Origin of the sequence: Brevundimonas sp. KM4, from assembly GCF_000964075.1 — a bacterium.
GTDB classification, from domain to species: domain Bacteria; phylum Pseudomonadota; class Alphaproteobacteria; order Caulobacterales; family Caulobacteraceae; genus Brevundimonas; species Brevundimonas huaxiensis.
This window is the reverse complement of sequence record NZ_JZRG01000008.1, coordinates 303735-326625: the sequence shown is the minus strand read 5'-3', so window position 1 is coordinate 326625 and position 22891 is coordinate 303735. Positions and strand designations below refer to the sequence as shown.

The window sequence follows — 22891 nt, the reverse complement described above, 5'->3', positions numbered from 1 at the left end:
GCTCAGTCGGGAGCCAGCATATAGCCGACGCCGCGCACCGTCTGGAGATAGCGCGGGTTTTTGGGATCGACCTCCAGCTTGCGGCGCAGGCGCGTCACCTGCACGTCCACGGCGCGGCCGGTGATGTCGGCGGTGTCGGGCGACAGGCTCATCCGCTCGACCGGGGCATGGGCGTGGAGCGCCAGGGTCTTGAGCAACTGGGCTTCGGCCTCGGTCAGACGCTGGGGCGCGCCGTCACGGCTCAGCTCCAGCCGTTCCATGTCGAAGACGGCGGTCCCCAACTTGATCTCCTTGGGACCGATCGGCTTGCCGCCGGTGCGACGCAGGATGGCGTCGATCCGCAGCACCAGTTCGCGCGGCTCGAAGGGCTTGGACATATAGTCGTCGGCGCCACGCGACAGACCCTCGATCCGGTCCTCGGCGTCTCCGCGCGCGGTCAGCAGAAGCACAGGCGTCTTGGACAATTCGGCCTTGTTGCGGACCCAGCTGGTCAGGTCCAGGCCGCTTTCTCCCGGCATCATGACGTCCAGCACGACCAGATCGAACTCGATCAACTCCATCATCCGCTTGGCGGCGGCGGCGTGGGCGGCGCCGGTCACGCGATAGCCCTCGCGCGCCAGGAATTCCTTCAGCAGTTCGCGGATGCGATCGTCGTCGTCGACGATCAGCAGATGGCGGCCGACGCCGGGGCCGGCGATGGGGCCTGAGCGGCCATGCGAACGCGATTCCGTCATGCTCATGCGACGTTTCCCCCGCTTGCGGCGTTGACCTGAGCGATTCGTGCGGCTCTAAGACCGTCAGTTTCGCGGGAGACGTATTTCAATGGCCTTCGTTCCTTTCGACGATCGTGACGGCTTCATCTGGGTGAATGGCGATTTCGTCCCCTGGAGGGAAGCGAAAACGCACGTTCTGACCCATGCCCTTCACTATGGCTCGTCGGTCTTTGAGGGTGAGCGTATGTACGGCGGCGAAATCTTCAAGCTGACGCAACATTCCGAGCGCCTGAAGCGGTCCGCCAACCTGCTCGATTTCGAGATACCCTACAGCGTCGCTGAAATCGACGCCTTCTGTAAGGAAACCTGCGCCAAGAACGGTCTGACGGACTGCTATGTGCGTCCCGTCGCCTACCTCGGCCCGGAACAGACCAGCGTTTCGGCCCTGAACAACAAGGTCCACCTGGCGATCGCCGTGTGGGACTGGCCCAGCTATTTCGACCCCGAGGTCAAGGCGCGCGGCCTGCGTCTGGAATGGTCCAAGTGGCGTCGTCCCGATCCGGCGACGGCGCCGACGACGGCCAAGGCGGCGGGGCTGTACATGATCTGCACCATGTCCAAGAACGCCGCTGAGCGCCGCGGTTTCGCCGACGCCCTGATGCTGGACTGGCGCGGCTATGTCGCCGAGGCGACCGGCGCCAACGTCTTCTTCGTCAAGGACGGCGTCATCCACACGCCGAACGTCGAGCACATCCTAGACGGCATCACCCGCCAGACCGTGATCGAGATCGCCCGCGAGAAAGGCATCGAGGTCGTGGTGCGCGAGATCAAGCCGGAAGAGCTGTCGGACTTCACCGAATGCTTCCTGACCGGCACGGCCGTCGAGGTTACCCCGGTCGCCGAGGTGGGCGAATATCGATTCACTCCCGGCGCCCTGTCGTTGGACCTGATGGATCACTACGGCAAGCTGGTGCGCGGCCAGCTGTAAGCCGAGGCGCGACGACAGGATGAGGGCGGTCCCTTAAGGGGCCGCCCTTTTTCGTTTCGCTTGCCAGCCGCGTCACTTTGTCCTTGAAGCGAATAAAAGCCGGCAGGCGCGCCGGGTGCGGGGATTGTTTTCCATGTTCAGCCTCCTGAACCTCCAGAGCCTACTGGGTCTGGTCGTAATCGTCGCGGTCTGCTGGGCGATTTCGGAAAACCGCAAGGCCTTCCCCTGGCGGCTGACCATCGGCGCGATCCTGGTGCAGGCCGGGCTGGTGTTGGCCCTGTTCGCCATTCCGGGCTCGCAGGCGGTGCTGGCGGCGGTGACGGGCGCGGTGGATGGTCTGGCGGTGGCGACGACCGAGGGAACGAAGTTTGTCTTCGGCTATCTGGCCGGCGGGGACCAACCCTATACGGTCTCGAACCAGGGCGCGCTGTTCACCTTCGCGTTCCAGGTCCTGCCGCTGATCCTGGTGATTTCCGCCCTGTCGGCCCTGCTGTGGCACTGGAAGATCCTGAAGTGGATCACCCTGGGCTTCGGCTTCCTGTTCCAGAAGACGATGGGTCTGGGCGGCGCCTCGGCCCTGGCGGTCGCGGCCAACATCTTCCTGGGCATGATCGAAAGCCCGATCGTGATCCGCGCCTATCTGGACAAGCTGACGCGGTCCGAGATCTTCCTGATGATGGTGGTGGGCCTGGCGACGGTCGCCGGTTCGACCATGGTGGCCTATGCGACCATCCTGTCGCCGGTGCTGCCCAATGCGGCGGGCCACGTGCTGGTGGCCTCGATCGTGTCGGCACCGGCCGGCGTGCTGCTGGCGCGGATCATCATCCCCGAGAAAGAGGGTATGGGCGGCGCGGTCGCAGATTATGACTCGGCCCTGAAATACGACAGCGCCATCGACGCCATCGTCAAAGGCACGTCCGACGGCCTGATGGTCGTGCTGAACATCTCGGCGGTGCTGATCGTGTTCGTGGCCCTGGTCGCCCTAGTCAACGTGATGCTGGGCGGGTTTGTGGTGTTCGACGCACCCCTGACCGTCGAGCGGATGCTGGGCTGGATCTTCGCGCCGATCGCCTGGCTGATCGGGGTCGAGTGGAAGGACGCCGACGTCGCCGGCTGGCTGCTGGGCGTCAAACTGACCCTGACCGAGTTCGTCGCCTTCATCGACCTGGGCAAGGTGCCGGCCGCAGACATGACCGAGCGCACGCGCATGCTGATGACCTACGCCCTGTGCGGCTTCGCCAATATCGGTTCGGTCGGCATCACCGTCACCGGCCTGTCGGTCCTGATGCCCGAACGCCGCGAGGAGGTGCTGGGCATGGTCTGGAAGGGCCTGTTCGCCGGTTTCCTGGCCACACTGATGACTGCGGCCATCGTCGGCGCGATGCCCAGCGTCGTCTTCGGCTAGGACACGCTCACCGCGGCGTGAATTTGCGGATGACGCCGGAGAAGGTCATCAGCAGGCGCTCGCCGGTGTTGATCTGGCCGCGCACGAAGATCAGGCTCTTGCCCGCCTTGGTGACCTGACCGGTGGCCTCGATCAGTTCGTCGACATAGCCCCCGTCGATGAAGGTGGAGTCCAGCTGGACCGTTACGCCCGAGGCGCCTTCCATCTCCTGGTAGGCGATCTGGAACATGGCGATGTCGGCGAAGGTCATCAGGCAGCCGCCGTGCATCCGCCCGCCTGCGTTCATATGCTTCTGCTCGGCGCGGAAGGCGCAGCGCATGTGCCCGTCGGGGTCTGGCTTGCCGTAGAAAGGACCGACCACTGTGTCGAAGGTGTCGTGCAGATCATAGGTCTGCCAGCCGGCGAACTCGCCTTCGGTGATGGTGATTTTCTTGGGCATGCAGACTCGGCCTTACTTCTGGGCGTGCGTTGCAGCATATAGGCGCAATGAGCGACCCGATCGAAACCGCAATCCTGAACAAAATCGCCGCGCTTGAGCCCGGCAAGAGCATTGAGCCGGCGGAAGTGGCCAAAGAGCTACAGCCTGAGCAGTGGCAGCGCATGCTGCCCAAGGTTCGCGCGACCGCTCTGGGCCTGATGCGCCAGGGCAAGCTGACGATCACCAAGAAGGGCAAGGCGGTCGATCCGGACAATTTCCGTGGCGTCACACGCCTGCGTCAGGCGACCGAGGAAGAAACGGCTCTGGCGTTGAGCCGCCGTCCGCCGGTCGTCGAGGGCGATGACGACTGATCTTCAGGATATCCTGAACGACATCCGCGCCTGTCGCGCCTGCGCGGGCGTCCTGCCGCACACCCCGCGCCCGGTGGTGTGGGTCTTTCCCGAGACGCGGCTGCTGATCTGCGGCCAGGCGCCGGGGCGACGCGTCCATGAGAGCGGCCTGCCGTTCACGGATCCTTCAGGCGATCGTCTTCGTGACTGGATGGGCGTGGACTACGAGACCTTCTACGCCGACCCGCGCATCGGGGTCGCGGCCCAGGCCTTCTGCTATCCGGGAACCGCGCCGAAAGGCGGCGACTATCCGCCGCCGACACGCTGTGCGGAACTGTGGCGATCGCAGTTGCTGGGCGCCCTGCCGCAGATGGAGTTGACCTTGCTGGTCGGCGGCTATGCCCAGACGTGGGCTCTGGGCGACAGGGCCAAGCGGACCATGACCGACACCGTGCGGGCGTGGCGTGAGTATGCGCCGGATCTGCTGGTGCTGCCGCATCCGTCGTGGCGCAATACGGCTTGGCTGAAAAAGAATCCCTGGTTCGAGACGGAGGTGCTTCCCTATCTGCGGGAACGCGTTCGGCGCATTCTGACTTCTGCAAATCCGGCGGCCATTCGCTCCTGCGAGACGGACTTGCCGGTGGTATCGTGAGCGCCGCTTGGGACACATGGCCTTGATCGCCTCCAGACTTACGCCGCTGGCCGCCGCGCTCGTTCTATCAGCCTGCGCCGCACCCCATATTCAGCCGCCGTTGACGCCGCCGCCGGGTTTTGCCGGCGCCCATGTCGAGGATCGGACGCTGGTCATGTCGGATGGCGCGCGCCTGCCGTATCTGCATTGGGGTCCAAAGGATGGGGAGCCTTGGGCGGTGATCGTGGCCCTGCACGGCATGAACGATCACGACGCCAGCTTCCGTCTGGCCGGACCCTGGTGGGCCGAGCAGGGGATCGAGACTTGGTCTTACGATCAGCGTGGCTTCGGCGGGGCGCCGGGGCGGGGCGAATGGGCCGGGCAGCAGCGGATGACCGACGACCTGCGCGAGATCACCGCGATGGCGCGCGCCCGCTATCCCAATGCCGTCATCGCCGTGGTGGGCGAGAGCATGGGCGGGTCGGTGACGGCGGCGGCTTTCGGCTCCGACAATCCGCCGGATGCGGACCGGATCGTGCTGCTGGCGCCCGGCGTGTGGGGCTGGTCGACGCAAGGACCGTTGAACAGCACGGCGCTGAACATTGCGGCGCGGGCGCTGGGCGACGTGGCGCTGGAACCGCCGGAGTTCATCACGCGCGACATCCACGCCTCATCCAATACGCTGGAGCTGATCCGCAACGGGCGCGATCCGATGAGCATCCTCGCGACGCGGTTCGACACCGTCTATGGGCTGGTCGATCTGATGGAGGCCTCATCGCGCAGCCTGGGCCGCATTAGGGGCGACGCCATCCTGATGTACGGCGCCCACGACGAGGTGGTGAAGAAAGGGCCGATGAAGGCGGCGCTTGAGCGGGCCGAGCGGGAGGGCGGAACGCTGCGGACCGCCTGGTATCCGAACGGCTGGCATCTGCTGAACCGCGATCTGGACGCCGAGATCGTCTATCGCGACGTCGTCTCGTGGTTGAGAGACCCGAAAGCTCCCTTGCCGTCCCGTGCGCCGGCGGTCTTGCCGCAGCTTCAGGCGGGCAGGGCGCGCCCTTAAGCGGGTCTTAACGCGACGTTTACCATCCAGGCGGCATTTTCTGCCTAGCGGGGCGTTCGTGTCTCCCGCGAGTAGGGGGCGGGGACGCGTGGGCGGCTTCACAGCGGCGTTGCAGAAGTTCGGGATCGGCCGTCTGGCTGCGGTCCTCGGCGTCGCCGCAGGCGTGGCCGCCGTGCTGGTCGCCATCATGCTGCGCATGGGCCAGGCGCCCGACGCGCTGCTCTATTCCAACCTGGATCTGCGCGAAGCCAGCGAGATCACCGCCGCCCTGGACCAGGCCGGCATCAAATATTCCTCCAAGGGCGATGGCTCGACCATCATGGTCAACCGCGACGAGGTCGGCACGGCGCGGATGCTGGTCGCGGGCAAGGGTTTGGTCACGTCCGGATCGGTCGGTTACGAGCTGTTCGACAGCCAGTCGGTCCTGGGTCAGACCGAGTTCCAGCAGCAGTTGAACGAACAGCGCGCCCTGCAGGGCGAACTGTCGCGCACCATCATGTCCATGCGCGGCATCACGGCCGCCCGCGTCCACATCACCATGCCGCGCCGCGAGATGTTCACCTCGGCCGCCGGCGAACCGACCGCCGCCGTTCTGGTGGGCCTGGGCGGGCGTGACCTGACGAGCGATCAGGTGCGGGCGATCCGCAACCTGGTGGCCTCGTCCGTGCCGAACCTGAAGCCCGACCGCGTCACCGTGGCGGACCAGACGAACCGCACCCTGGCGGCCGGCAGCGACGACGGAACCTTCACCTCGGCCTCCGCCGCCGAGGCCAAGGGCAATACCGAGAGCCAGCTTCAGGCCCGCATCAAGGACATCGTCGAAGGCGTCGTCGGCGCCGGCGCCGCCCGTGTCCAGGTGACGGCCGACATCGACCAGAGCCGCGCCACGACCCAGGAAGAAAAGTTCGATCCCGATGGTCAGGTCGTTCGCTCGACCACGACCAACGGCTCGCAATCCGCAGACAACAGCGCCCAGCCCGACGGCGGCGTGACCGCGATGAACAACATTCCTGGCGGGGCTGCGCCCGGCGCGACGCCGGCTGGTTCGACTAACTCGGAAAACGCCGAGACGACCAACTACGAAATCTCCAAGACCACCACGACCACGACCAAGGAGCCGGGCGAGGTGAAGAAACTGGCCGTCGCCGTCGCGGTCGACGGCAAATGGACGCCGGCCAAGGACGGCAAGGGCGAGCCGACCTATGCGCCGCGCACGGCCGAGGAGATCGCCCAGATCAAGTCGCTGGTCGCGGCCGCCGCCGGCATCGACGAGGCACGCGGCGACAAGATCGAGGTCATCAACGTCCGCTTCAACCACGACACCGGCATCGAGGGCGGTCTGGACGGCAAGTCGTCGCTGCTGGACTTCTCCAAGAACGACATCATGCGTTTCGTCGAGCTGGGCATTCTGACGGTCGTCGCCCTGCTGCTGATCTTCTTCGTGCTGCGTCCTCTGCTGAAGACGGCGGCGGGCGGCGGGGGCAATCTGCCGGCGCTGGCGGGCGCCAACGGCGTGCCGGTCACGACCGTGGCGACCACGGTGATCGGCCCGGACGGCCAGCCTCAGCTGGTTCAGCTGCCGGCGCCCAGCGAGATGGAACAGAAGATCGACATCGCCCGCATCGAGGGTCAGGTGAAGGCGTCGTCGGTCAAGAAGGTCGCCGACTTCGTTCAGTCGCATCCCGATGACGCGGCCGGCATTCTGCGATCCTGGGTGGCCGAAGGCTGATGGCGAAGCTGGTCAACAAGAAGGCCTCGATCGACGATCCCAACAAGCTGTCGGGACCGGAGAAGGCCGCCGTCATCCTGCTGGCGCTGGGCGAAGAACATACCGCCCTGTGGGAGCGGCTGGACGACGACGAGGTCAAGGAAATCTCCCAGGCCATGGCGACCCTGGGCAACGTCAGCGCCGAGGCCGTCGAGGCCCTGATGATCGAGTTCGTCTCGGGCCTGTCCGGTTCGGGCTCGGTCATGGGCAGCTACGAGCAGACGCAAAAGCTGCTGGCCGCCTTCCTGCCCAAGGATCGCGTCGACGGCCTGATGGAGGAAATCCGGGGTCCGGCCGGTCGCACCATGTGGGACAAGCTGGGCAATGTGAACGAGGCCGTTCTCGCCAACTATCTGAAGAACGAATACCCCCAGACCGTCGCCGTGATCCTGTCCAAGGTGCGCTCGGACCACGCCGCCCGCGTCCTGACCAGCCTACCGGAAGACTTCGCCCTGGAATGCGTTCAGCGGATGCTGCGCATGGAGCCCGTGCAGCGCGAGATCCTGGACAAGATTGAGGCCACGCTGCGCACCGAGTTCATGTCCAACCTGGCGCGGACCTCCAAGCGCGACAGCCACGAGATGATGGCGGACATCTTCAACAGCTTCGACCGCCAGACTGAGGCCCGCTTCATCGGCGCCCTGGAAGAGCGCAATCGTGAATCGGCCGAACGCATCCGCGCCCTGATGTTCGTCTTCGAAGACCTGTCCAAGCTGGATCCGGGCGGGGTGCAGACCCTGCTGCGCGCCGTGGACAAGGATTCGCTGGGCCTGGCGATGAAGGGCGCATCCGAAGGTCTGCGCGAGATGTTCTTCTCCAACATGTCCGAACGCGCGTCCAAGATCATGCGCGAGGACATGGAGTCGATGGGGCCGGTGCGTCTGAAGGACGTGGACGCCGCCCAGATGGCCATGGTCCAGGTCGCCAAGGATCTGGCCGCCAAAGGCGACATCATGCTGGCCGGTCAGGGCGCCGACGACGAGTTGATCTACTGACATGACCCAGTCTCCTGAAATCCGGCGCCTCTTCGCCTTCGACACAGAGTTCGACGCGGACGGCACGGTCGTGCGTCCCGGCGCCTGGACGCCGGCCAAACGCTCCTATCTGCCGGCCGAGGTCGAGGCCCTGGTCGCGCAAGGGCGTCTGGAAGCGCGCGAACAGGCGCTCAGCGAGGTCGAAAACATCCGCGCCATGGCCCTGAGCAACATCGCCCAGGCTGTCGCCTCGGCCATCCCGACCCTGAAAGCTGTGGCCCAGGCGCACCGCGAACAGGCCGCTGACCTGGCCCTGGCTGCTGCGCGCACCATCGCCGGGGCCGCTCTAGACCGGTTTCCGCATGCGCCGCTGAAAGCTGCTTTGGAACTGTTGGCGCAGGAGATCGACGCCTCGCCGCGTCTGGTCGTTCGCGCCTCCGGCCTGGATGACGAGGCGCGCGGCCTGATCGAGCGCGCCTGCGCCGACAGCGGCTTTACCGGCGTGGTCGCCTTCCGCGATGAACCGGGCATGGCTCAGGCCGCCTTCCAGTTGGAATGGGCCGACGGGCGCGCCGATCACGATCCGCAAGGTTCGGCCGAGCGTGTCGCCGAGGCCCTGACCGCCGCCCTGGCCGCCGAGGCCGGACACGCCGAAACCCTTCCCGTCGAAAGGAGCATGTTCTGATGGCATCCGACGACCTGGCGCTGGAGGAATTCTCCGGCCTTTCGGGCCTGCCGCCCTTGGACGACGGCGGCGAGAAGAGCGCCGCCGACCTGGCTACCGTCTTCGACGTGCCGGTCAACATCTCGGCGGTTCTGGGCAAGTCCCACATGTCGGTGGCCCAGCTGCTGAAGCTGAACAAGGGCTCGGTGCTGGAGCTGGATCGCAAGGTCGGCGAGGCGATCGACATCTTCGTCAACAACCGCCTGATCGCGCGCGGCGAGGTCGTCGTCGTCGACGACCGGCTGGGCGTGACCATGACGGAAATCATCAAGACCGAGGATTCGGGCGCCTGATTGGCGACCGGTTTTAGAGATTAGAGGAGAAGAACGATGCGTCTTCTGGTGGTAGGCAGACTGAGCGGCCAGCTCGCTTCGGCAGTGAAGATGGCCATGGCGCACGGCGCCAAGGTCAATCACGTCGAGCGCGCCGACCAGGCGACCGAGCAACTGCGACGGGGGCAGGGGGCCGACCTGCTGATGGTCGACTATCAGCTGGACATCGCCGCCCTAATCGCCGCCAACGAGGCCGAGCGGATCACCATTCCGGTCGTGGCCTTCGGCGTCGACGCCGATGCGCGAGAGGCCGCCGCCGCGATCAAGGCCGGGGCCAAGGAGTTCATCCCGCTTCCGCCCGACGCCGAACTGATCGCCGCTGTCCTGTCGGCCGTCGCCGACGACGAAAAGCCGATGATCTCGGCCGACCCGTCGATGAAGGCGGTGCTGCAACTGGCCGATCAGGTCGCGCGCTCGGAAGCCTCGATCCTGATCACCGGCGAAAGCGGCGTCGGCAAGGAGGTGATGGCGCGGTATCTGCACGAGCATTCGCGCCGGTCCGAGCGCCCCTTCATCAGCGTCAACTGCGCCGCCATTCCCGACAATCTGCTGGAATCCGAACTGTTCGGTCACGAGAAGGGCGCCTTCACCGGCGCGGTCGCGCGCCGCATCGGCAAGTTCGAGGAGGCCGACGGCGGCACGCTGCTGCTGGACGAAATCTCCGAGATGGACGCCCGGCTTCAGGCCAAGCTGCTGCGCGCCATCCAGGAGCGTGTCATCGACCGCGTGGGCGGCTCCAAGCCGGTTTCGGTCAACATCCGCATCATCGCCACCTCGAACCGCGATCTGGCCAAGGCCGTGGCGGAAGGCACCTTCCGCGAAGACCTGCTGTATCGCCTGAACGTGGTGAACCTGCGCCTGCCGTCCCTGCGCGAGCGGCCCGGCGACATCGTGGTTCTGGCCGACCACTTCATCAAGAAGTACGCCGCCGCCAACGGCGTGCCGGTGCGTCCGATCTCGGCCGCCGCGCGTCAGGCCATTTCGGCCCATCGCTGGCCAGGCAACGTCCGCGAGCTGGAAAACGCGATGCACCGCGCGGTGCTGCTGGCCACCGGCCCCGAGATCGACATCGACGCCATCCGTTTGCCGGATGGTCAGCCGCTGGGCGGCATGGGCGCGGGTATGATGGCGGGACAGGCCTATGAGGCGCCGCAAGCCGGGGTGGCCGCCCGCGCCGCCCAGGCGGCCGACGCCGTGACCCGCAGCTTCGTGGGTCAGACCGTGGCGGCAATGGAAAAGACGCTGATCCTGGACACCCTGACCCACTGCCTGGGCAACCGCACCCACGCGGCCAACATCCTGGGCATCTCGATCCGCACCCTGCGCAACAAGCTGAACGAATACGCGGATGAGGGCACGGCCATTCCGGCGCCGATGAGCGGCGTTTCCGCCTCGGGCTACGCGGCCTGAACCCATGCGCGCACCCGTGGAGCGCCGATGCGTCCTGACGGGGCTGGCCGCCTTGAGCGCGGTCGGCTGTTCTCCGGGTGCGGAATCACGCCCTGCGGCGTCCGCCCCTGCGTCAGACGAGGTCATTGACCTGTCCGACCTGGAAACGCGCAATGGCGGCCGTCTCGGCTTCGTCGTTCAGGACGCGGCGACAGGGCGAAAGCTGGTTTGGCGCGGCGACGAACGCTTCGTCTATTGCTCGACCTTCAAGATGTATCTGGCCGCCGCGACCCTGTTGCGAGTTCAGGCCGGGCAGGAGCGCTTGGATCGCCGCATTCCGATCACGACGGCGGACATGATCAACCACGCTCCGGTGACCGAGCCCGCCGTCGGCGCCAGCCTGACGGTCGAGCAGTTGCTGAAGGGCGCGGTGGAGGTCAGCGACAACCCCGCCGCCAATCTGTTGCTGAAGGCCATGGGCGGGCCGTCGGCGATGCAGACCTTCTATCGCGGCATCGGCGACGACAGCACTCGCTCGGACCGTTTCGAGCCGGAGATGAATCGTCTGGACGGCGACAAGGATACAATCCTTCCCAACCAGTCGGTCGCCAATCTCCGGCGTCTTTTTCTGAATTCCGCCTCGCCCCTGACCGCAGCGTCACGCGCCCTGTTGCTGCAGTGGATGACCGATACGCCCACGGGTCAGAATCGTCTTAGGGCTGGGACGCCTGCGGAGTGGCGGGTCGCGCACAAGACGGGGACGGGGGGCTATGGGCCGACCAATGACATCGGCCTATTGTATCCGCCGAACGGTCAGCCCGTGATCGTCGCCGCCTATTACCATGCGACCGGGGCGACGTCGGACGACGCGAACGCGGCCGTGATCGCCGAGGCGACTCGTCGCGCACTGAAGGTCTTGGGTCGTGGCTGATGCGCCGATCCTGATGAAGGACGGCATGGCGCGCCCGACGGGCCGCGACGTGATCGGCTGGCTGAACCGCGGCGAAGTCCTGATGGCGGTGGGCGTGATCGGCGTGATCATGCTGCTGATCCTGCCGGTGCCCAAGTTCCTGCTGGATCTGCTGCTGGCCTTCTCGCTGGTGTCCAGCGTGCTGATCCTGATGACCGCCGTGATGATGAAGCGGCCGCTGGACTTCGCCATCTTCCCCACGGTGTTGCTGGTCTCGACCTTGTTCCGGCTGGGCCTGAACCTGGCCTCCACGCGCCTGATCCTGACCCACGGCCAGGAAGGTCACGAGGCGGCCGGTCAGGTCATCAACGCCTTCGGCCAGCTGATGATGGGCGGCAACTTCATCATCGGGGTGATCATCTTTGCGATCATTCTGGTGGTGAACTTCGTCGTCATCACCAAGGGTTCGACCCGGATTGCCGAAGTGTCCGCCCGCTTCACCCTGGACTCCATGCCGGGCAAGCAGATGGCCATCGACGCCGATCTGTCATCGGGCCTGATCACCGAAGACCAGGCCAAGCTGCGTCGCAAGGAACTGGAGCAGGAATCGACCTTCTTCGGCGCCATGGACGGCGCCTCCAAGTTCGTGCGCGGCGACGCCGTCGCCGGGCTGATCATCACCTTCATCAACGCCATCGGCGGCATACTGATCGGCACGCTGCAACACGGCATGCCGGCGATGGAGGCCGCCAACACCTATGTCCAACTGACCATCGGCGACGGTCTGGTGACGCAGGTGCCGGCCATCATCATCTCGATCGCCGCCGGCTTCCTGGTGTCCAAGGCGGGCGTCGAAGGCACGGCGGACAAGGCGATGGTCACCCAGCTGGCGACCAATCCCGTGTCGCTGGGCGTGGTCTCGGGCGCCGCCGGTCTGATCGGTCTGATCCCCGGCATGCCGCTGATCCCGTTCGCGGCGCTGGCCATCGGATCGGGCTTCATGGCCTGGCGGCTGGGTCGCAATCGCCTGAAGCCTCAGCCGACAGAGGCGGAGATCGCGGCGGCGGCCGCAGCCGCAAAACCCAAGGAAGACGTCGAAGAGCCGATCGCCAACGTCCTCACCATCGACGAGGTGAAGATCGAACTCGGCTATTCGCTGCTCAGCTTGATCAACGATCTTGAGGGACGGCGCCTAACCGACCAAATCCGCGCCCTGCGCCGATCGCTGGCCCAGGAATACGGCTTCGTCATTCCCCAGGTGCGCATCCTCGACAACATGCGCCTGCCGACCCAGGGCTACGCCATCCGCATCAAGGAGATGGAGACGGGCGCGGGCGAGGTGCGGCTGGGCCACCTGATGGCGATGGATCCGGCCGGTCGTCAGGTCGAGCTTCCGGGCGAGCATATGCGCGAGCCCGCCTTCGGCCTGCCAGCGACCTGGATCGAGGAAGGTCTGCGCGAGGAGGCGACGTTCCGGGGCTATACGCTGGTCGATCCGTCGACGGTGCTGACGACCCATCTAACCGAGATCCTGAAAGACAATATGGCCGATCTGCTATCCTACGCAGAGGTGCAGAAGCTGCTGAAGGAACTGGGCGCCGAAGAGAAGAAGCTGGTCGAGGAACTGGTGCCCAGCGTGGTCACCGTCACGACGCTGCAACGGGTGTTGCAGTCTCTCCTGCGCGAGAAGGTGTCGATCCGCGACCTGCCGGCGATCCTGGAAGGCCTGGCCGAGGCTGCGCCGCACAGCTCCAGCGTCACGACCCTGGTCGAACACGTTCGTGCGCGCCTGGGCCGGCAACTGTGCTGGCAGAATAAGGACGCCGAAGGGGCCCTGCCTATCGTCACCCTGTCGCCGGAATGGGAAAACGCCTTCGCCGAAAGCTTGATCGGCAATGGCGAGGACAAGCAGCTGGCCATGGCGCCGTCCCGCCTCCAGGACTTCATCCGCGCCGTGCGCGACACCTTCGAGCGGATCGCCATGACGGGTGAGAATCCAGTGCTGCTGACCGGCCCGATGACGCGGCCCTATGTGCGATCGATCATCGAACGTTTCCGCGGCCAGACCGTCGTGATGAGCCAGAACGAGATCCATCCCAAGGCCCGGCTGCGGACCCTGGGTCAGGTCTGATCCCGCCGACTTGGCAGTTTGGCGTTTGACGCGACGACGCGCCCCGCTAAAGCTCCGCCGTCATGAGTCCGAACCTCCGATCCCAATGGTCGCGCCTGCGCGACTTCATGCGTACGCCGTCGTTGGCCCGGTCCATGTCGGCGATGCTGGTCCTGGTGTTCGGGCTGCTGATCCTGGTCAATGCGACGACGTTCGTGATGATCCAGCGCACGGCGTCAGTGAATCAGAGCATCGAACACGCTCAGCAGATGCGCCGGGCGGCGCGCACCACCTTGATCGCCATGCTGAACGCCGAGACGGCCCAGCGGGGTTTTCTGCTGACCGGACGCAGCGACTTTCTCGAACCCTATCGAAGCGCGCGGGCGGACATGGCGCCGGCGTTGGCCTTCCTGGATGAGGGGGCGGCGCTCGACCCGACCCTGAAGTCGACCGTCGACCCCATTCATCGCCTCGCCGATCGCAAATGGGCGGAGATGGAGCGCACCGTGTCGCTGGCTCAGCAGGGACGGATCGGTCAGTCGATCCAGGCCGTGCGCTCGGGCGAGGGCAAGCGCTACATGGACGAACTGCGCGCGGCTGTGGACACGTTCGACGCCCTGAAATCCAAGCGGATCGAAGACCGACGCATCGCGTCGGAACGGTCTGGTGTTTTGACGGTGGTCATGAACGCCATCGCGGGGCTTCTGGTCATCGTTCTGGCCTTGCTGTCGGCTTGGCTTGTGCGGCGTTACGTGGCCGAGATTCAGGCGGCTCGCGCGACGCTCGACGCCGCCAACGCCAGCCTGGAGGACAAGGTTCGCGAACGCACCGGCGACCTGATGCGCGCGAACGAGGAAATCCAGCGCTTCGCCTATATCGTCAGCCACGACCTGCGCGCGCCGCTGGTCAACGTGATGGGCTACACCTCCGAACTGGAGCAGGCGGGCAAGATCGTCGACAAGGCGATCTATGAGGCGGAAAAGACGCGCGTGGTCGATCCCGAGATCGTCACCGCCGTGCGCGAGGAAATGCCCGAAGCCATCGGCTTCATCCGCGCCTCGACCGAGAAGATGGACCGGCTGATTAACGCCATCCTGAAGCTGTCGCGCGAAGGTCGTCGCAACCTGCTTCCAGAGCCGCTGGATATGACGACGATGGCCCAGAACATCGCCAACAGCGTTCACCACCAGACCGAAGCCTCTGGCGCGCGCATCGAGGTGCAGTCGCTGCCGGAGATCGAGAGCGACCGGATTTCGATGGAGCAGATCGTCGGCAATCTGATCGACAACGCCGTCAAATATCTGGATCACGACCGACCGGGCGAGATCGTCGTATCGGGCGAGGACGTGCCGGGCGGCTGGGTAGTCTACCGGATCGTGGACAACGGTCGGGGCATCGCGCCGCGCGACCACGAGCGGATCTTCGAACTGTTCCGTCGTTCCGGAAAACAGGACCGTTCGGGCGAAGGTTTGGGGCTGGCGTTCGTCAGAAACAGCGTGCGCCGCCTAGGCGGCACGATCGACGTGGAGTCCGAGCTGGGTAAAGGCTCGACTTTCCTGCTCAAATTCCCCAAACGACTGATCCTGTCTGAACCCGGAGGCGCGCTGTGACGCAACCCGTCAAAATCATCATGGTCGAAGACGACCACGGCCACGCCAAACTGATCGAAAAGAACATCCGCCGGGCCAACATCAACAACGAGATCAAGCATTTCGATGACGGCGGTTCGGCGCTCGATTATTTGTTCAGCGATGAAATCCTGACCAATGGTCCGCTGCTGATCCTGCTGGACCTCAACCTGCCGGATATGTCGGGCACGGACATTCTGGAAAAGGTGAAGGCCAACGAGCGCCTTCGCCGCGCGCCGGTGGTGGTGCTGACGACGACCGACGACAAGGTCGAAATCCAGCGCTGCTATGACCTAGGGTGCAACGTCTACATCACCAAGCCGGTGGACTATGAATCCTTCGCCGGCGCCATCCGTCAGCTGGGCCTGTTCCTGTCGGTGATCCAGGCGCCGGAGATCTGACGATCGACGCGTCCCAGCCCATCCGCCTGCTCTACATCGACGACGATCGGGGTCTGTCCCGGCTGGTCGAAAAGGAGCTGGGGCGTCACGGCTACGCCGTCACCTGCGCGCCAGACGGCGATGCGGGTCTGGAGCTGTTGCAGCAGAGCGAGTACGACATCTGTGCGCTGGATCATTACATGCCGACGCGAGATGGGCTGGACGTCCTGCCGGATATCCTGGCCCTGACCACGCCGCCTCCGGTCGTCTATGTGACGGGCGCGCAGGATGGTCGGATCGCCGTCGCGGCCCTTCGCGCGGGCGCGGCGGACTATGTCATCAAGGATGTGACGGAGGACTTCACCTCCCTGTTGCGTTCGGCGCTCGAGGACGCCCTGTCGCGCCGTCGACTAGAGCGCGAGAATCAACTGGCGCAGGAAGAAATCCGCCTGGCGCGGGATCGGGCCGAGGCGATGCTGCGCGAGGTCAACCACCGGGTCGGCAACTCGCTGCAACTGGTGTCCAGCTTCATGTCCTTGCAGATGCGCCACGTCACCGATCAGGGGGCCAAGGACGCGTTGCGCGAATCGCAGGCGAGGATCGAGGCCGTCGCCCATGTTCACCGCCGCCTCTACACGTCCGGCGACATGAGCCACGTGGCGATGGACGAATATCTGGTCGGGCTGATGGACGAACTGTCCAAGTCCATCGGACCGGACGAAGGATCGCCCAAACTGACGCTGGACGCCGAGCCGTTGTCGGTCACGACCGACCAGGCCGTGTCGATCGGCGTCATCGTCACCGAGCTGGTCACCAACGCGGTCAAATATGCCTATGCCCCCGGGCAGGGGGGCGAGATTCGCATTCATATGCGCCGCGAGAGCGAGCATCGCGTGATGCTGACGGTCGAGGACGACGGTCCCGGTATGGGCGACGGCACGCCCAAGGGCACCGGTCTGGGCGCCAAGATCATCTCCGCAATGGCGTCCGGCCTGCGGTCGGCGGTCGAGTTCGACGGCGCCCACAAGGGCGTGCGCGCCAGGTTGTCGTTCGACCTCTAGGGTCGGTTGTCGTCATGTTGCAGTTCGGCGTTCGCAAACCCGCTTCGGATTATCGTCACCGCGCCACCGCGTTCGGCATCGTCGAGCGCGACGGCCTGATCGCCTGTGTGCGCGTCGAGCGCGAGACAGGTCCCTATTTCGACCTGCCTGGCGGCGGCGTGGATTTGGAAGAAACCGAGGTCCAGGCCCTGATCCGCGAATTTATCGAGGAAACCGGCCTGACGGTCACGCCGCTGAACCGCATCGCCGAGGCCAGCCAATATTTCGTGCGGTCCACGCGCGAGCCGGTGAATAACGTCGGGGGCTTCTGGACGGCGACCGTGGCGGCGGAAAATCCCGATGCGAAATGTGAGGACGATCACACGCTGGTCTGGCTTGATCCGACCTTCGCCATCTCGCGCTTGCGACACGATTCCCACGCCTGGGCTGTCGCCGTCTGGCTGCGCCGTCCAAGCTGAGCCTTACGGAACGGGCCATTAGCGAAGTCGTTTATTTTCCGAACCGCAACGCCATGTCGCGGCGATGAAAACAGGAGATTTCCATGGCTGATCATGACCGTATCGAAGGCGCCGCCAAGAACATCGGCGGCAAGATCAAGGAAGGCGTCGGCAAGCTGACCGGCGACACCAAGCTGCAAGCCGAAGGCAAGGCCGATCAGGTCGAAGGCAAGGTTCAGAATGCCGTCGGCGGGGCCAAGGACAGCCTGCGCGATAAGGCCTAAGCCTCACTAGAAATGCGCGAAGATGCGAAGCGCCGTCCACGAAAGCGGGCGGCGCTTTTCTGTTTCGATCAATCCTTGTCGCCCCACAGGGTCAGCGACAGCCCCTTCTTGTCGGCGCCATCGACCGGGCGACACTCAGAGCTGAACCCGCCCTCCACCGGACGCGGACGACAATCCATTTCGCGCAGGCTCGAGGGCGCGGCCGCCGTGCGTGACTGCGGGCCGCACTGGACCGCATAGTCCGAGCCCGCGGCGCTGGCCCGGATCATCTGGCAGTCGCCGGCCATGCCGCTGGGGCGTAGAGCTTCCGGCAGGTCCGGTCCCATGGCGATGGCCAGCTGTTCGCGCACCTCGGTCTGGCATTCGGCCATGGACTTCCGGCCGCGCACCAGCGGGCTGCACCGTGCGCGCTCGAAGCCGAAGGGATCGGCCAGGCCCCAGGCAGGCACATCGTGCTCGGGCGGCGGCGCTGGCGTTTCGACGACCGCCTCCGGCGCGGGCGCATTCCACACGACGGTCGGCGTAGTCTGTTGGAGGATCAGCAAGGCGAAGGCGGCGGCGATCATGGTCGGACCCTTCGTAAAGGTTCAGGCGGTTCGCCCGAACGTCCTCTACCTTGTCAGGGCGCGCATCGCCTTGTCGAGGCCTTCGAGGGTCAGCGGGAACATTCGCTGCTCCATTACCTCACGCAACAGGCCGACGGAGGCGGTGTAGTCCCAGTACCGCTCCTGAACGGGGTTGAGCCAGACCGACTTCTCCCACTGCTGGCGCGCCCGCTTCATCCAGACGGCGCCGGCCTCCTCGTTCCAGTGCTCGACGGAGCCGCCGGGCATGGTGATCTCATAAGGGCTCATCGTCGCATCGCCGACGAAGATGGCGCGCCAGTCGCCAGGGTATTTGTGCAGCAGATCCCACGTCGGGATACGCTCGGTGTGCCGACGACGATTGTCCTTCCAGACGCCTTCGTACAGGCAGTTGTGGAAGTAGAAGAACTCCAAGTTCTTGAACTCGGTCTTGGCCGCCGAGAACAACTCCTCGACCAGCTTGATATGACCGTCCATCGAACCGCCAATGTCCAGGAACAGCAGCACCTTGATCGTATTGCGTCGCTCGGGCCGCATCTGGATGTCCAGCCAGCCCTGACGCGCGGTGCCGTCGATGGTGCCGTCGATATCCAGTTCGTCCGGCGCGCCCTGTCGGGCGAAACGGCGCAGACGACGCAGCGCCACCTTGATGTTGCGGGTGCCCAACTCGACCGTGTCGTCCAGGTTCTTGAACTCGCGCTTCTCCCACACCTTGACCGCCCGGCCATGCTTGCCCGGACCGCCGATGCGAACGCCTTCGGGATTATAGCCGCCGTGTCCGAAGGGGCTGGTCCCGCCCGTGCCGATCCACTTTGAGCCGCCGGAGTGACGCTCCTTCTGCTCTTCCAGACGCTGCCTCAGCGTCTCCATCAGCTTGTCGAATCCGCCCAGAGCCTCGATCTGAGCCTTCTCCTCGTCGGTCAGATATTTTTCGTTCAGCAGCCGCAGCCAGTCCTCGGGAATGTCGGTGGTCGGGTCTTCGCCCGTTCCGACCGACTCGACGCCCTTGAATACCGTGCCGAATACCTGATCGAACCGATCATAGTGTTTCTCGTCCTTGACCAGGACCGCGCGCGACAGGTGATAAAAGGCCTCGATCTCGCGCCCCGCCACGTCGCGATCCATGGCCTCCATCAGATGGAGCCATTCCTTCATCGACACCGGAACCTTGGCGTCGCGCAGCGCGGTGAAGAAGGGCAGGAGCATGAGAGGGATGTGAACCCGGATCAGTCGCGCCGCAAGATGAACTCGTGGTCGCGCCAGGCGCCGACGGGATAGTCGTATTCGCCCGCCTTCTCGAAGCCGTAGGCGGCGTAGAGGCGCTGGGCCTTGTCGTTGCCGCTCCAGACGCCGATCCACAGCGGTCCGTCTGTGTGGGTCTCCATCCAGTCCAGAGACAGCTTCAGCAGTCGGGTTCCCAGCCCCAGACCTTGCGCCGCCTTTGACACATAGAGCCGGCGCAGTTCCATGTGCGATGGTCGGGCCTCGGGGTGGGGCAGGCCGTTGGGGCCGGCGTTGGCGAAGGCCAGCAGTTCGCCGTCCCGGTCAGCCACCCACCAGGCGCAGTCGGGCTCTGCCAACTTCTTCAGCGTCGGCTCCAGATCGAAACTGGCGTCCAGAAACGCGTTCAGGTCCGCCTCGGGATAGGGGATGCCGAACCCCTCGACGAAGGTGTCGATGAAGGTCTGGCGCCCCAGGGCGCCCAGGGCGGCGGCGTCTTCGGGGCGGGCAGGGCGGATCACGGTCTCGGTCATGCCTTGGCTCTAGCGCGCGCCTTGGTGCGCGTCACGGGCGACAAGTCCGAAAGCCCGGCGTATCGTCGCTTCAATGTCTCTGCCGATCTTCACCCATCCGTCCATGTTGTCCCACACCCCGGGCGCGGGCCATCCCGAAAGTCCCGAGCGACTGAAGGCTGTGCTGGACGCGCTGGAAGATGCAGGCTTGGCCCGCGACCGGCGCGCCGCGACCCAGGCCGAGGTTGCGGATCTGGAGCGAGTGCATCCCGCCGCCTATGTCGCACGCCTGCTGGACGCCTCGCCGGTCGCCGGCATGGTCCAGCTGGATGCCGACACCGTCCTGTCACCCGGCAGCGTGCCGGCGGCGCGGCTGGCGGCGGGGGCGGCGATCGATGCGGTGCGAGCCGTGGCGCGTGGCGAGATGGATCGCGCCTTCGCCGCCGTGCGCCCGCCTGGCCACCACGCCGAGCCGGACCGCGCGATGGGGTTTTGCCTCTTCTCCTCCGTCGCCGTTGCGGCGCGAGCAGCTCAGGCCGAAGGGTTGGCGCGGGTGGCGGTCGTCGATTTCGACGTTCACCACGGTAATGGCACCCAGGCGGCGTTCGAAGACGACGACAGCCTGTTCCTGGCCTCCATCCACCAGATGCCGCTCTATCCCGGCACGGGCGCGGCGTCCGAGACGGGCGTCGGCAATATCGTCAACGCCCCGGTGGCGCCCCATGCGGCGCGCGAGAACTGGCGCGCGACTTTCGCCGGCGGGTTGATGCCGGCGCTGGAATCGTTCCGGCCGGACCTGATCCTGATCTCGGCCGGTTTCGACGCCCACCGGCGCGATCCACTGGCGCATCAGTCGCTGGAAGCCGAGGATTTCGCCTGGGCGACGCGCGCGATTCTGGAGGTCGCGCGTCGGACCTGTTCGGGCAAGGTTGTGTCCGCGCTTGAGGGCGGTTACGACCTTGAAGGGCTAGGCCGCTCTGCGGTCGCCCACGTCGCTGCGCTCGGGGAGGACTGAGGACGCTTAACGCCTTGAAACCAAAGGCCCGTCCGCTTGTCATGTCAGCCCCCGCCCTGTCCCTCGATTCGACCGAACTGTCCGTGTCCCCGCCTGACGCCGCGCCATCTGTCGGCGCGCTTGTCGCTGTTCGTCCCGGCGCCATCATCCTGACGCGTCACGGCGAGCCGGCCCTGTCGCGCAAATGCCTGATTTCGGCGCGCCAGTACGGCGACTGGTGGGCGAAGTATGAGATCGGCGGCCTGCTGGCCGGTCAGACGCCGCCGCCCGAACTGGTTGCGGCGGCGCAGGGCGCTGGGGCCATTTACGCCTCGACCCGTCAGCGCGCTCAGGAAACCGCCGCTGCGGTCGCCGCCGGGCGCGAGGTCATGGCTGACGTCATGTTCATCGAGGCGCCCCTGCCGCCGCCGCCGATTCCGGAATGGATCAAGCTGTCGCCCAAATGGTGGGGCGTGGTGTCGCGCTTCTGGTGGCACGCTTTCGATCACCACGGCGGCCAGGAAACCCGCGCCCAGGCCGAGGCGCGAGCCGATCAGGCGGCGCAAAAGTTGATTGCGCGCGCCGAAAGCGGGCAGGACGTGCTGGTTTTCGCCCACGGCTATTTCAACCACATGGTCGGCCGCGCGCTGAAGGCCGACGGCTGGAAACTGGTCCAGAACCAGGGCTTCAAATACTGGTCGCAGCGTCGCTACGAGAAGCGATAGCCGCTTCTGACGTTGATGCGCCCCGCGCGCGCCTCTAGGGTCCGCGCCATGACCGATACCGCCGCCGCCATCCCCGCCGATCTCAGCTTCGAAGACGCCCTGAAGCGCCTGGAGACCATCGTGTCTCGCCTGGAATCCGGCCAAGCGCCGCTGGAGGAATCGATCGCCCTCTATGAAGAGGGCGCCAAGCTGAAGGCCCACTGCGAGGCGCGGCTGAAGGCGGCTCAACTGCGTGTTGAAAAGATCGTGGTCGGCCCTGACGGTCAGGCCAAAGGCGTCGAGGCGGCGTCCTTCGAATGATCCCTGCATCGTTTTCGATCCTGGTCTGGAGCCGGTTCTCGTGAACCGCGTCATCGCCGCGAACTCGCCGGAACAGGCGGTGATCGATCGCGTGGCCGAGGTCGCCGATCTGGTCACGGTCGCGCTGGATGAACTGCTGCCACGCGCCGAGGGCCCCGAATCCCGTCTGACCGAGGCGATGCGTTATGCGGCGCTGGGCCCTGGCAAACGCTTGCGGCCGTTCTTCGCGTTGGAGGCCGCACGCCTGTTCGACATCGATGAGCGGTCGGTATTGCGCGCCGCCTGCGCGCTGGAATGCGTGCACGCCTACAGCCTGGTTCACGACGACCTGCCGTGCATGGACGACGACGACGTGCGCCGGGGGCGGCCGACCGTTCACCGGGCCTATGACGAGGCGACGGCGGTACTGGCCGGCGATGCGCTGCAGACGGCCGCCTTCGACATCATCCTGCACGAAGACACCCACGAAGATGCGGCCGTGCGCTGCGAACTGGCGGCGCGGCTGTCGCTGGCGTCCGGCGCGCGCGGCATGGCGGGCGGTCAGATGATCGATCTGCTGGGCGTGCGCGACGACCTGGGCGGCGTCGCGCGGATGCAGCGACTGAAGACCGGCGCCCTGTTCGCCTACGCCTTCGAAATTCCCCTGATCATCGCCGACGCCTCGACATCGCAGCAGCACGCCCTGATCAGCTTCGCCCACGATGTCGGTCTGGCCTATCAGATCGTCGACGACCTGCTGGACGCCGAAGGCTCGGCCGAAGAAATGGGCAAGGCCGCCGGGGGCAAGGACGCGGCTCTTGGCAAAACCAACTTCGTCACCCTGCTGGGTCTGGAGGCGGCGCGGCAAAGGGTCGCGCATCTCGCAAACCAGGCCCGGTCGCACCTGGAGCCGTTCGGCGACGAGGCCGAAATCCTCAGGGCCAGCGTGGACTTTGTGCTAAAGCGCCGGTCCTGATACGAAACGTTGAACCGACCTGCGGGTTGATCGAC

27 protein-coding genes are annotated in these 22891 nt (G+C 65.7%); 21 read left to right on the top strand and 6 right to left on the bottom strand.

Going from position 1 to position 22891, the window contains the following annotated elements; all coding sequences use genetic code 11:
• Positions 1–2 precede the first annotated feature (2 nt).
• Positions 3–734: a response regulator gene (locus VH88_RS05965; protein ID WP_369796268.1), complete on the bottom strand. Its 732-nt coding sequence runs from the start codon at positions 732–734 to the stop codon at positions 3–5.
• Between the two features lie 88 nt (positions 735–822).
• Here VH88_RS05965 and VH88_RS05960 point away from each other — a divergent pair, with 88 nt between their 5' ends.
• Together VH88_RS05960 and VH88_RS05955 are read left to right on the top strand one after the other, a co-directional pair.
• A complete protein-coding gene (locus VH88_RS05960; RefSeq protein ID WP_045810405.1) occupies positions 823–1701 on the top strand; it encodes a branched-chain amino acid aminotransferase in 879 nt (292 codons plus the stop codon).
• A 133-nt stretch (positions 1702–1834) separates the two neighbouring features.
• On the top strand, positions 1835–3106 hold the full coding sequence (locus VH88_RS05955; protein ID WP_045810404.1) for a NupC/NupG family nucleoside CNT transporter: 1272 nt from the start codon (positions 1835–1837) through the stop codon (positions 3104–3106).
• A gap of 7 nt (positions 3107–3113) precedes the next feature.
• Here the strand turns inward: VH88_RS05955 and VH88_RS05950 are convergent, their stop codons facing one another.
• Positions 3114–3545: a PaaI family thioesterase gene (locus tag VH88_RS05950; RefSeq protein WP_045810403.1), complete on the bottom strand. Its 432-nt coding sequence runs from the start codon at positions 3543–3545 to the stop codon at positions 3114–3116.
• A gap of 47 nt (positions 3546–3592) precedes the next feature.
• On the opposite strand from VH88_RS05950, the gene VH88_RS05945 reads away from it, so the two are divergent.
• The 12 genes from VH88_RS05945 (at position 3593) to VH88_RS05890 (ending at position 15804) form a co-directional block, all read left to right on the top strand.
• Entirely contained in the window at positions 3593–3895 is a 303-nt protein-coding gene (locus VH88_RS05945) for a DUF3253 domain-containing protein (protein ID WP_017504494.1), read from the top strand.
• Entirely contained in the window at positions 3885–4526 is a 642-nt protein-coding gene (locus tag VH88_RS05940; RefSeq protein ID WP_045810402.1) for a uracil-DNA glycosylase family protein, read from the top strand. The genes VH88_RS05945 and VH88_RS05940 overlap by 11 nt, the downstream gene beginning before the upstream one ends.
• A gap of 22 nt (positions 4527–4548) precedes the next feature.
• Entirely contained in the window at positions 4549–5568 is a 1020-nt protein-coding gene (locus VH88_RS05935) for an alpha/beta fold hydrolase (protein WP_231576586.1), read from the top strand.
• 88 nt (positions 5569–5656) lie between these two features.
• Positions 5657–7297 carry a flagellar basal-body MS-ring/collar protein FliF gene (gene fliF, locus VH88_RS05930; protein ID WP_045810400.1) on the top strand — a complete coding sequence of 547 codons (1641 nt, stop codon included), beginning with the start codon at positions 5657–5659 and terminating at the stop codon, positions 7295–7297.
• Complete coding sequence (gene fliG, locus VH88_RS05925; RefSeq protein ID WP_039246914.1) at positions 7297–8331, top strand: flagellar motor switch protein FliG; 1035 nt, start codon at positions 7297–7299, stop codon at positions 8329–8331. Before fliF ends, fliG begins: the two co-directional genes overlap by 1 nt.
• Before the next feature lies 1 nt (position 8332).
• Complete coding sequence (locus VH88_RS05920) at positions 8333–8995, top strand: flagellar assembly protein FlbE (protein ID WP_045810399.1); 663 nt, start codon at positions 8333–8335, stop codon at positions 8993–8995.
• Entirely contained in the window at positions 8995–9327 is a 333-nt protein-coding gene (gene fliN / locus VH88_RS05915) for a flagellar motor switch protein FliN (protein ID WP_045810398.1), read from the top strand. The genes VH88_RS05920 and fliN overlap by 1 nt, the downstream gene beginning before the upstream one ends.
• A gap of 36 nt (positions 9328–9363) precedes the next feature.
• Positions 9364–10776: a sigma-54-dependent Fis family transcriptional regulator gene (locus VH88_RS05910; RefSeq protein WP_039246917.1), complete on the top strand. Its 1413-nt coding sequence runs from the start codon at positions 9364–9366 to the stop codon at positions 10774–10776.
• A gap of 4 nt (positions 10777–10780) precedes the next feature.
• A complete protein-coding gene (gene bla / locus VH88_RS05905; RefSeq protein WP_045810397.1) occupies positions 10781–11686 on the top strand; it encodes a class A beta-lactamase in 906 nt (301 codons plus the stop codon).
• Positions 11687–11699: 13 nt separating this feature from the next.
• A complete protein-coding gene (gene flhA, locus VH88_RS05900; RefSeq protein ID WP_156146773.1) occupies positions 11700–13796 on the top strand; it encodes a flagellar biosynthesis protein FlhA in 2097 nt (698 codons plus the stop codon).
• A 62-nt stretch (positions 13797–13858) separates the two neighbouring features.
• Positions 13859–15385 (top strand): CHASE3 domain-containing protein, encoded by a 1527-nt coding sequence (locus VH88_RS05895; protein ID WP_052689506.1) that lies wholly within the window; start codon positions 13859–13861, stop codon positions 15383–15385.
• Positions 15382–15804 (top strand): response regulator, encoded by a 423-nt coding sequence (locus VH88_RS05890; RefSeq protein ID WP_231576585.1) that lies wholly within the window; start codon positions 15382–15384, stop codon positions 15802–15804. The genes VH88_RS05895 and VH88_RS05890 overlap by 4 nt, the downstream gene beginning before the upstream one ends.
• Here the strand turns inward: VH88_RS05890 and VH88_RS16430 are convergent.
• Positions 15759–15980 (bottom strand): hypothetical protein, encoded by a 222-nt coding sequence (locus VH88_RS16430; RefSeq protein WP_231576584.1) that lies wholly within the window; start codon positions 15978–15980, stop codon positions 15759–15761. The two genes, VH88_RS05890 and VH88_RS16430, sit on opposite strands and share 46 nt — an antisense overlap.
• On the opposite strand from VH88_RS16430, the gene VH88_RS05885 reads away from it, so the two are divergent.
• From VH88_RS05885 to VH88_RS05875, 3 genes are all read left to right on the top strand, one after another.
• A complete protein-coding gene (locus VH88_RS05885; RefSeq protein WP_231576603.1) occupies positions 15882–16844 on the top strand; it encodes a histidine kinase dimerization/phosphoacceptor domain -containing protein in 963 nt (320 codons plus the stop codon). The genes VH88_RS16430 and VH88_RS05885 overlap by 99 nt on opposite strands.
• A 14-nt stretch (positions 16845–16858) precedes the next feature.
• Positions 16859–17302, top strand: coding sequence for an NUDIX domain-containing protein (locus VH88_RS05880; protein ID WP_039246924.1), 444 nt, complete (start codon positions 16859–16861; stop codon positions 17300–17302).
• An 83-nt stretch (positions 17303–17385) separates the two neighbouring features.
• Positions 17386–17565, top strand: a complete 180-nt coding sequence (locus VH88_RS05875; protein ID WP_039246925.1) for a CsbD family protein — start codon at positions 17386–17388, stop codon at positions 17563–17565.
• A 68-nt stretch (positions 17566–17633) separates the two neighbouring features.
• Here VH88_RS05875 and VH88_RS05870 read toward each other — a convergent pair whose 3' ends face one another.
• The 3 genes from VH88_RS05870 to VH88_RS05860 are packed head-to-tail and all read right to left on the bottom strand — an operon-like array spanning position 17634 to position 19903.
• A complete protein-coding gene (locus VH88_RS05870; protein ID WP_039246927.1) occupies positions 17634–18131 on the bottom strand; it encodes a hypothetical protein in 498 nt (165 codons plus the stop codon).
• 45 nt (positions 18132–18176) lie between these two features.
• Positions 18177–19355, bottom strand: a complete 1179-nt coding sequence (locus tag VH88_RS05865) for a VWA domain-containing protein (RefSeq protein ID WP_039246928.1) — start codon at positions 19353–19355, stop codon at positions 18177–18179.
• A gap of 20 nt (positions 19356–19375) precedes the next feature.
• A complete protein-coding gene (locus tag VH88_RS05860) occupies positions 19376–19903 on the bottom strand; it encodes a GNAT family N-acetyltransferase (protein ID WP_039246930.1) in 528 nt (175 codons plus the stop codon).
• Positions 19904–19976: 73 nt separating this feature from the next.
• Here VH88_RS05860 and VH88_RS05855 point away from each other — a divergent pair, with 73 nt between their 5' ends.
• The 4 genes from VH88_RS05855 (at position 19977) to VH88_RS05840 (ending at position 22856) form a co-directional block, all read left to right on the top strand.
• Positions 19977–20897, top strand: a complete 921-nt coding sequence (locus VH88_RS05855; RefSeq protein ID WP_045810394.1) for a histone deacetylase family protein — start codon at positions 19977–19979, stop codon at positions 20895–20897.
• 41 nt (positions 20898–20938) lie between these two features.
• Positions 20939–21601, top strand: a complete 663-nt coding sequence (locus VH88_RS05850) for a histidine phosphatase family protein (protein ID WP_052689504.1) — start codon at positions 20939–20941, stop codon at positions 21599–21601.
• Between the two features lie 48 nt (positions 21602–21649).
• The gene (locus tag VH88_RS05845; protein WP_017504472.1) at positions 21650–21901 is read left to right on the top strand and encodes an exodeoxyribonuclease VII small subunit; all 252 of its coding nucleotides are present in this window, start codon (positions 21650–21652) and stop codon (positions 21899–21901) included.
• Between the two features lie 79 nt (positions 21902–21980).
• Positions 21981–22856 carry a polyprenyl synthetase family protein gene (locus tag VH88_RS05840; protein ID WP_039247080.1) on the top strand — a complete coding sequence of 292 codons (876 nt, stop codon included), beginning with the start codon at positions 21981–21983 and terminating at the stop codon, positions 22854–22856.
• The last annotated feature ends 35 nt before the right edge of the window (positions 22857–22891 follow it).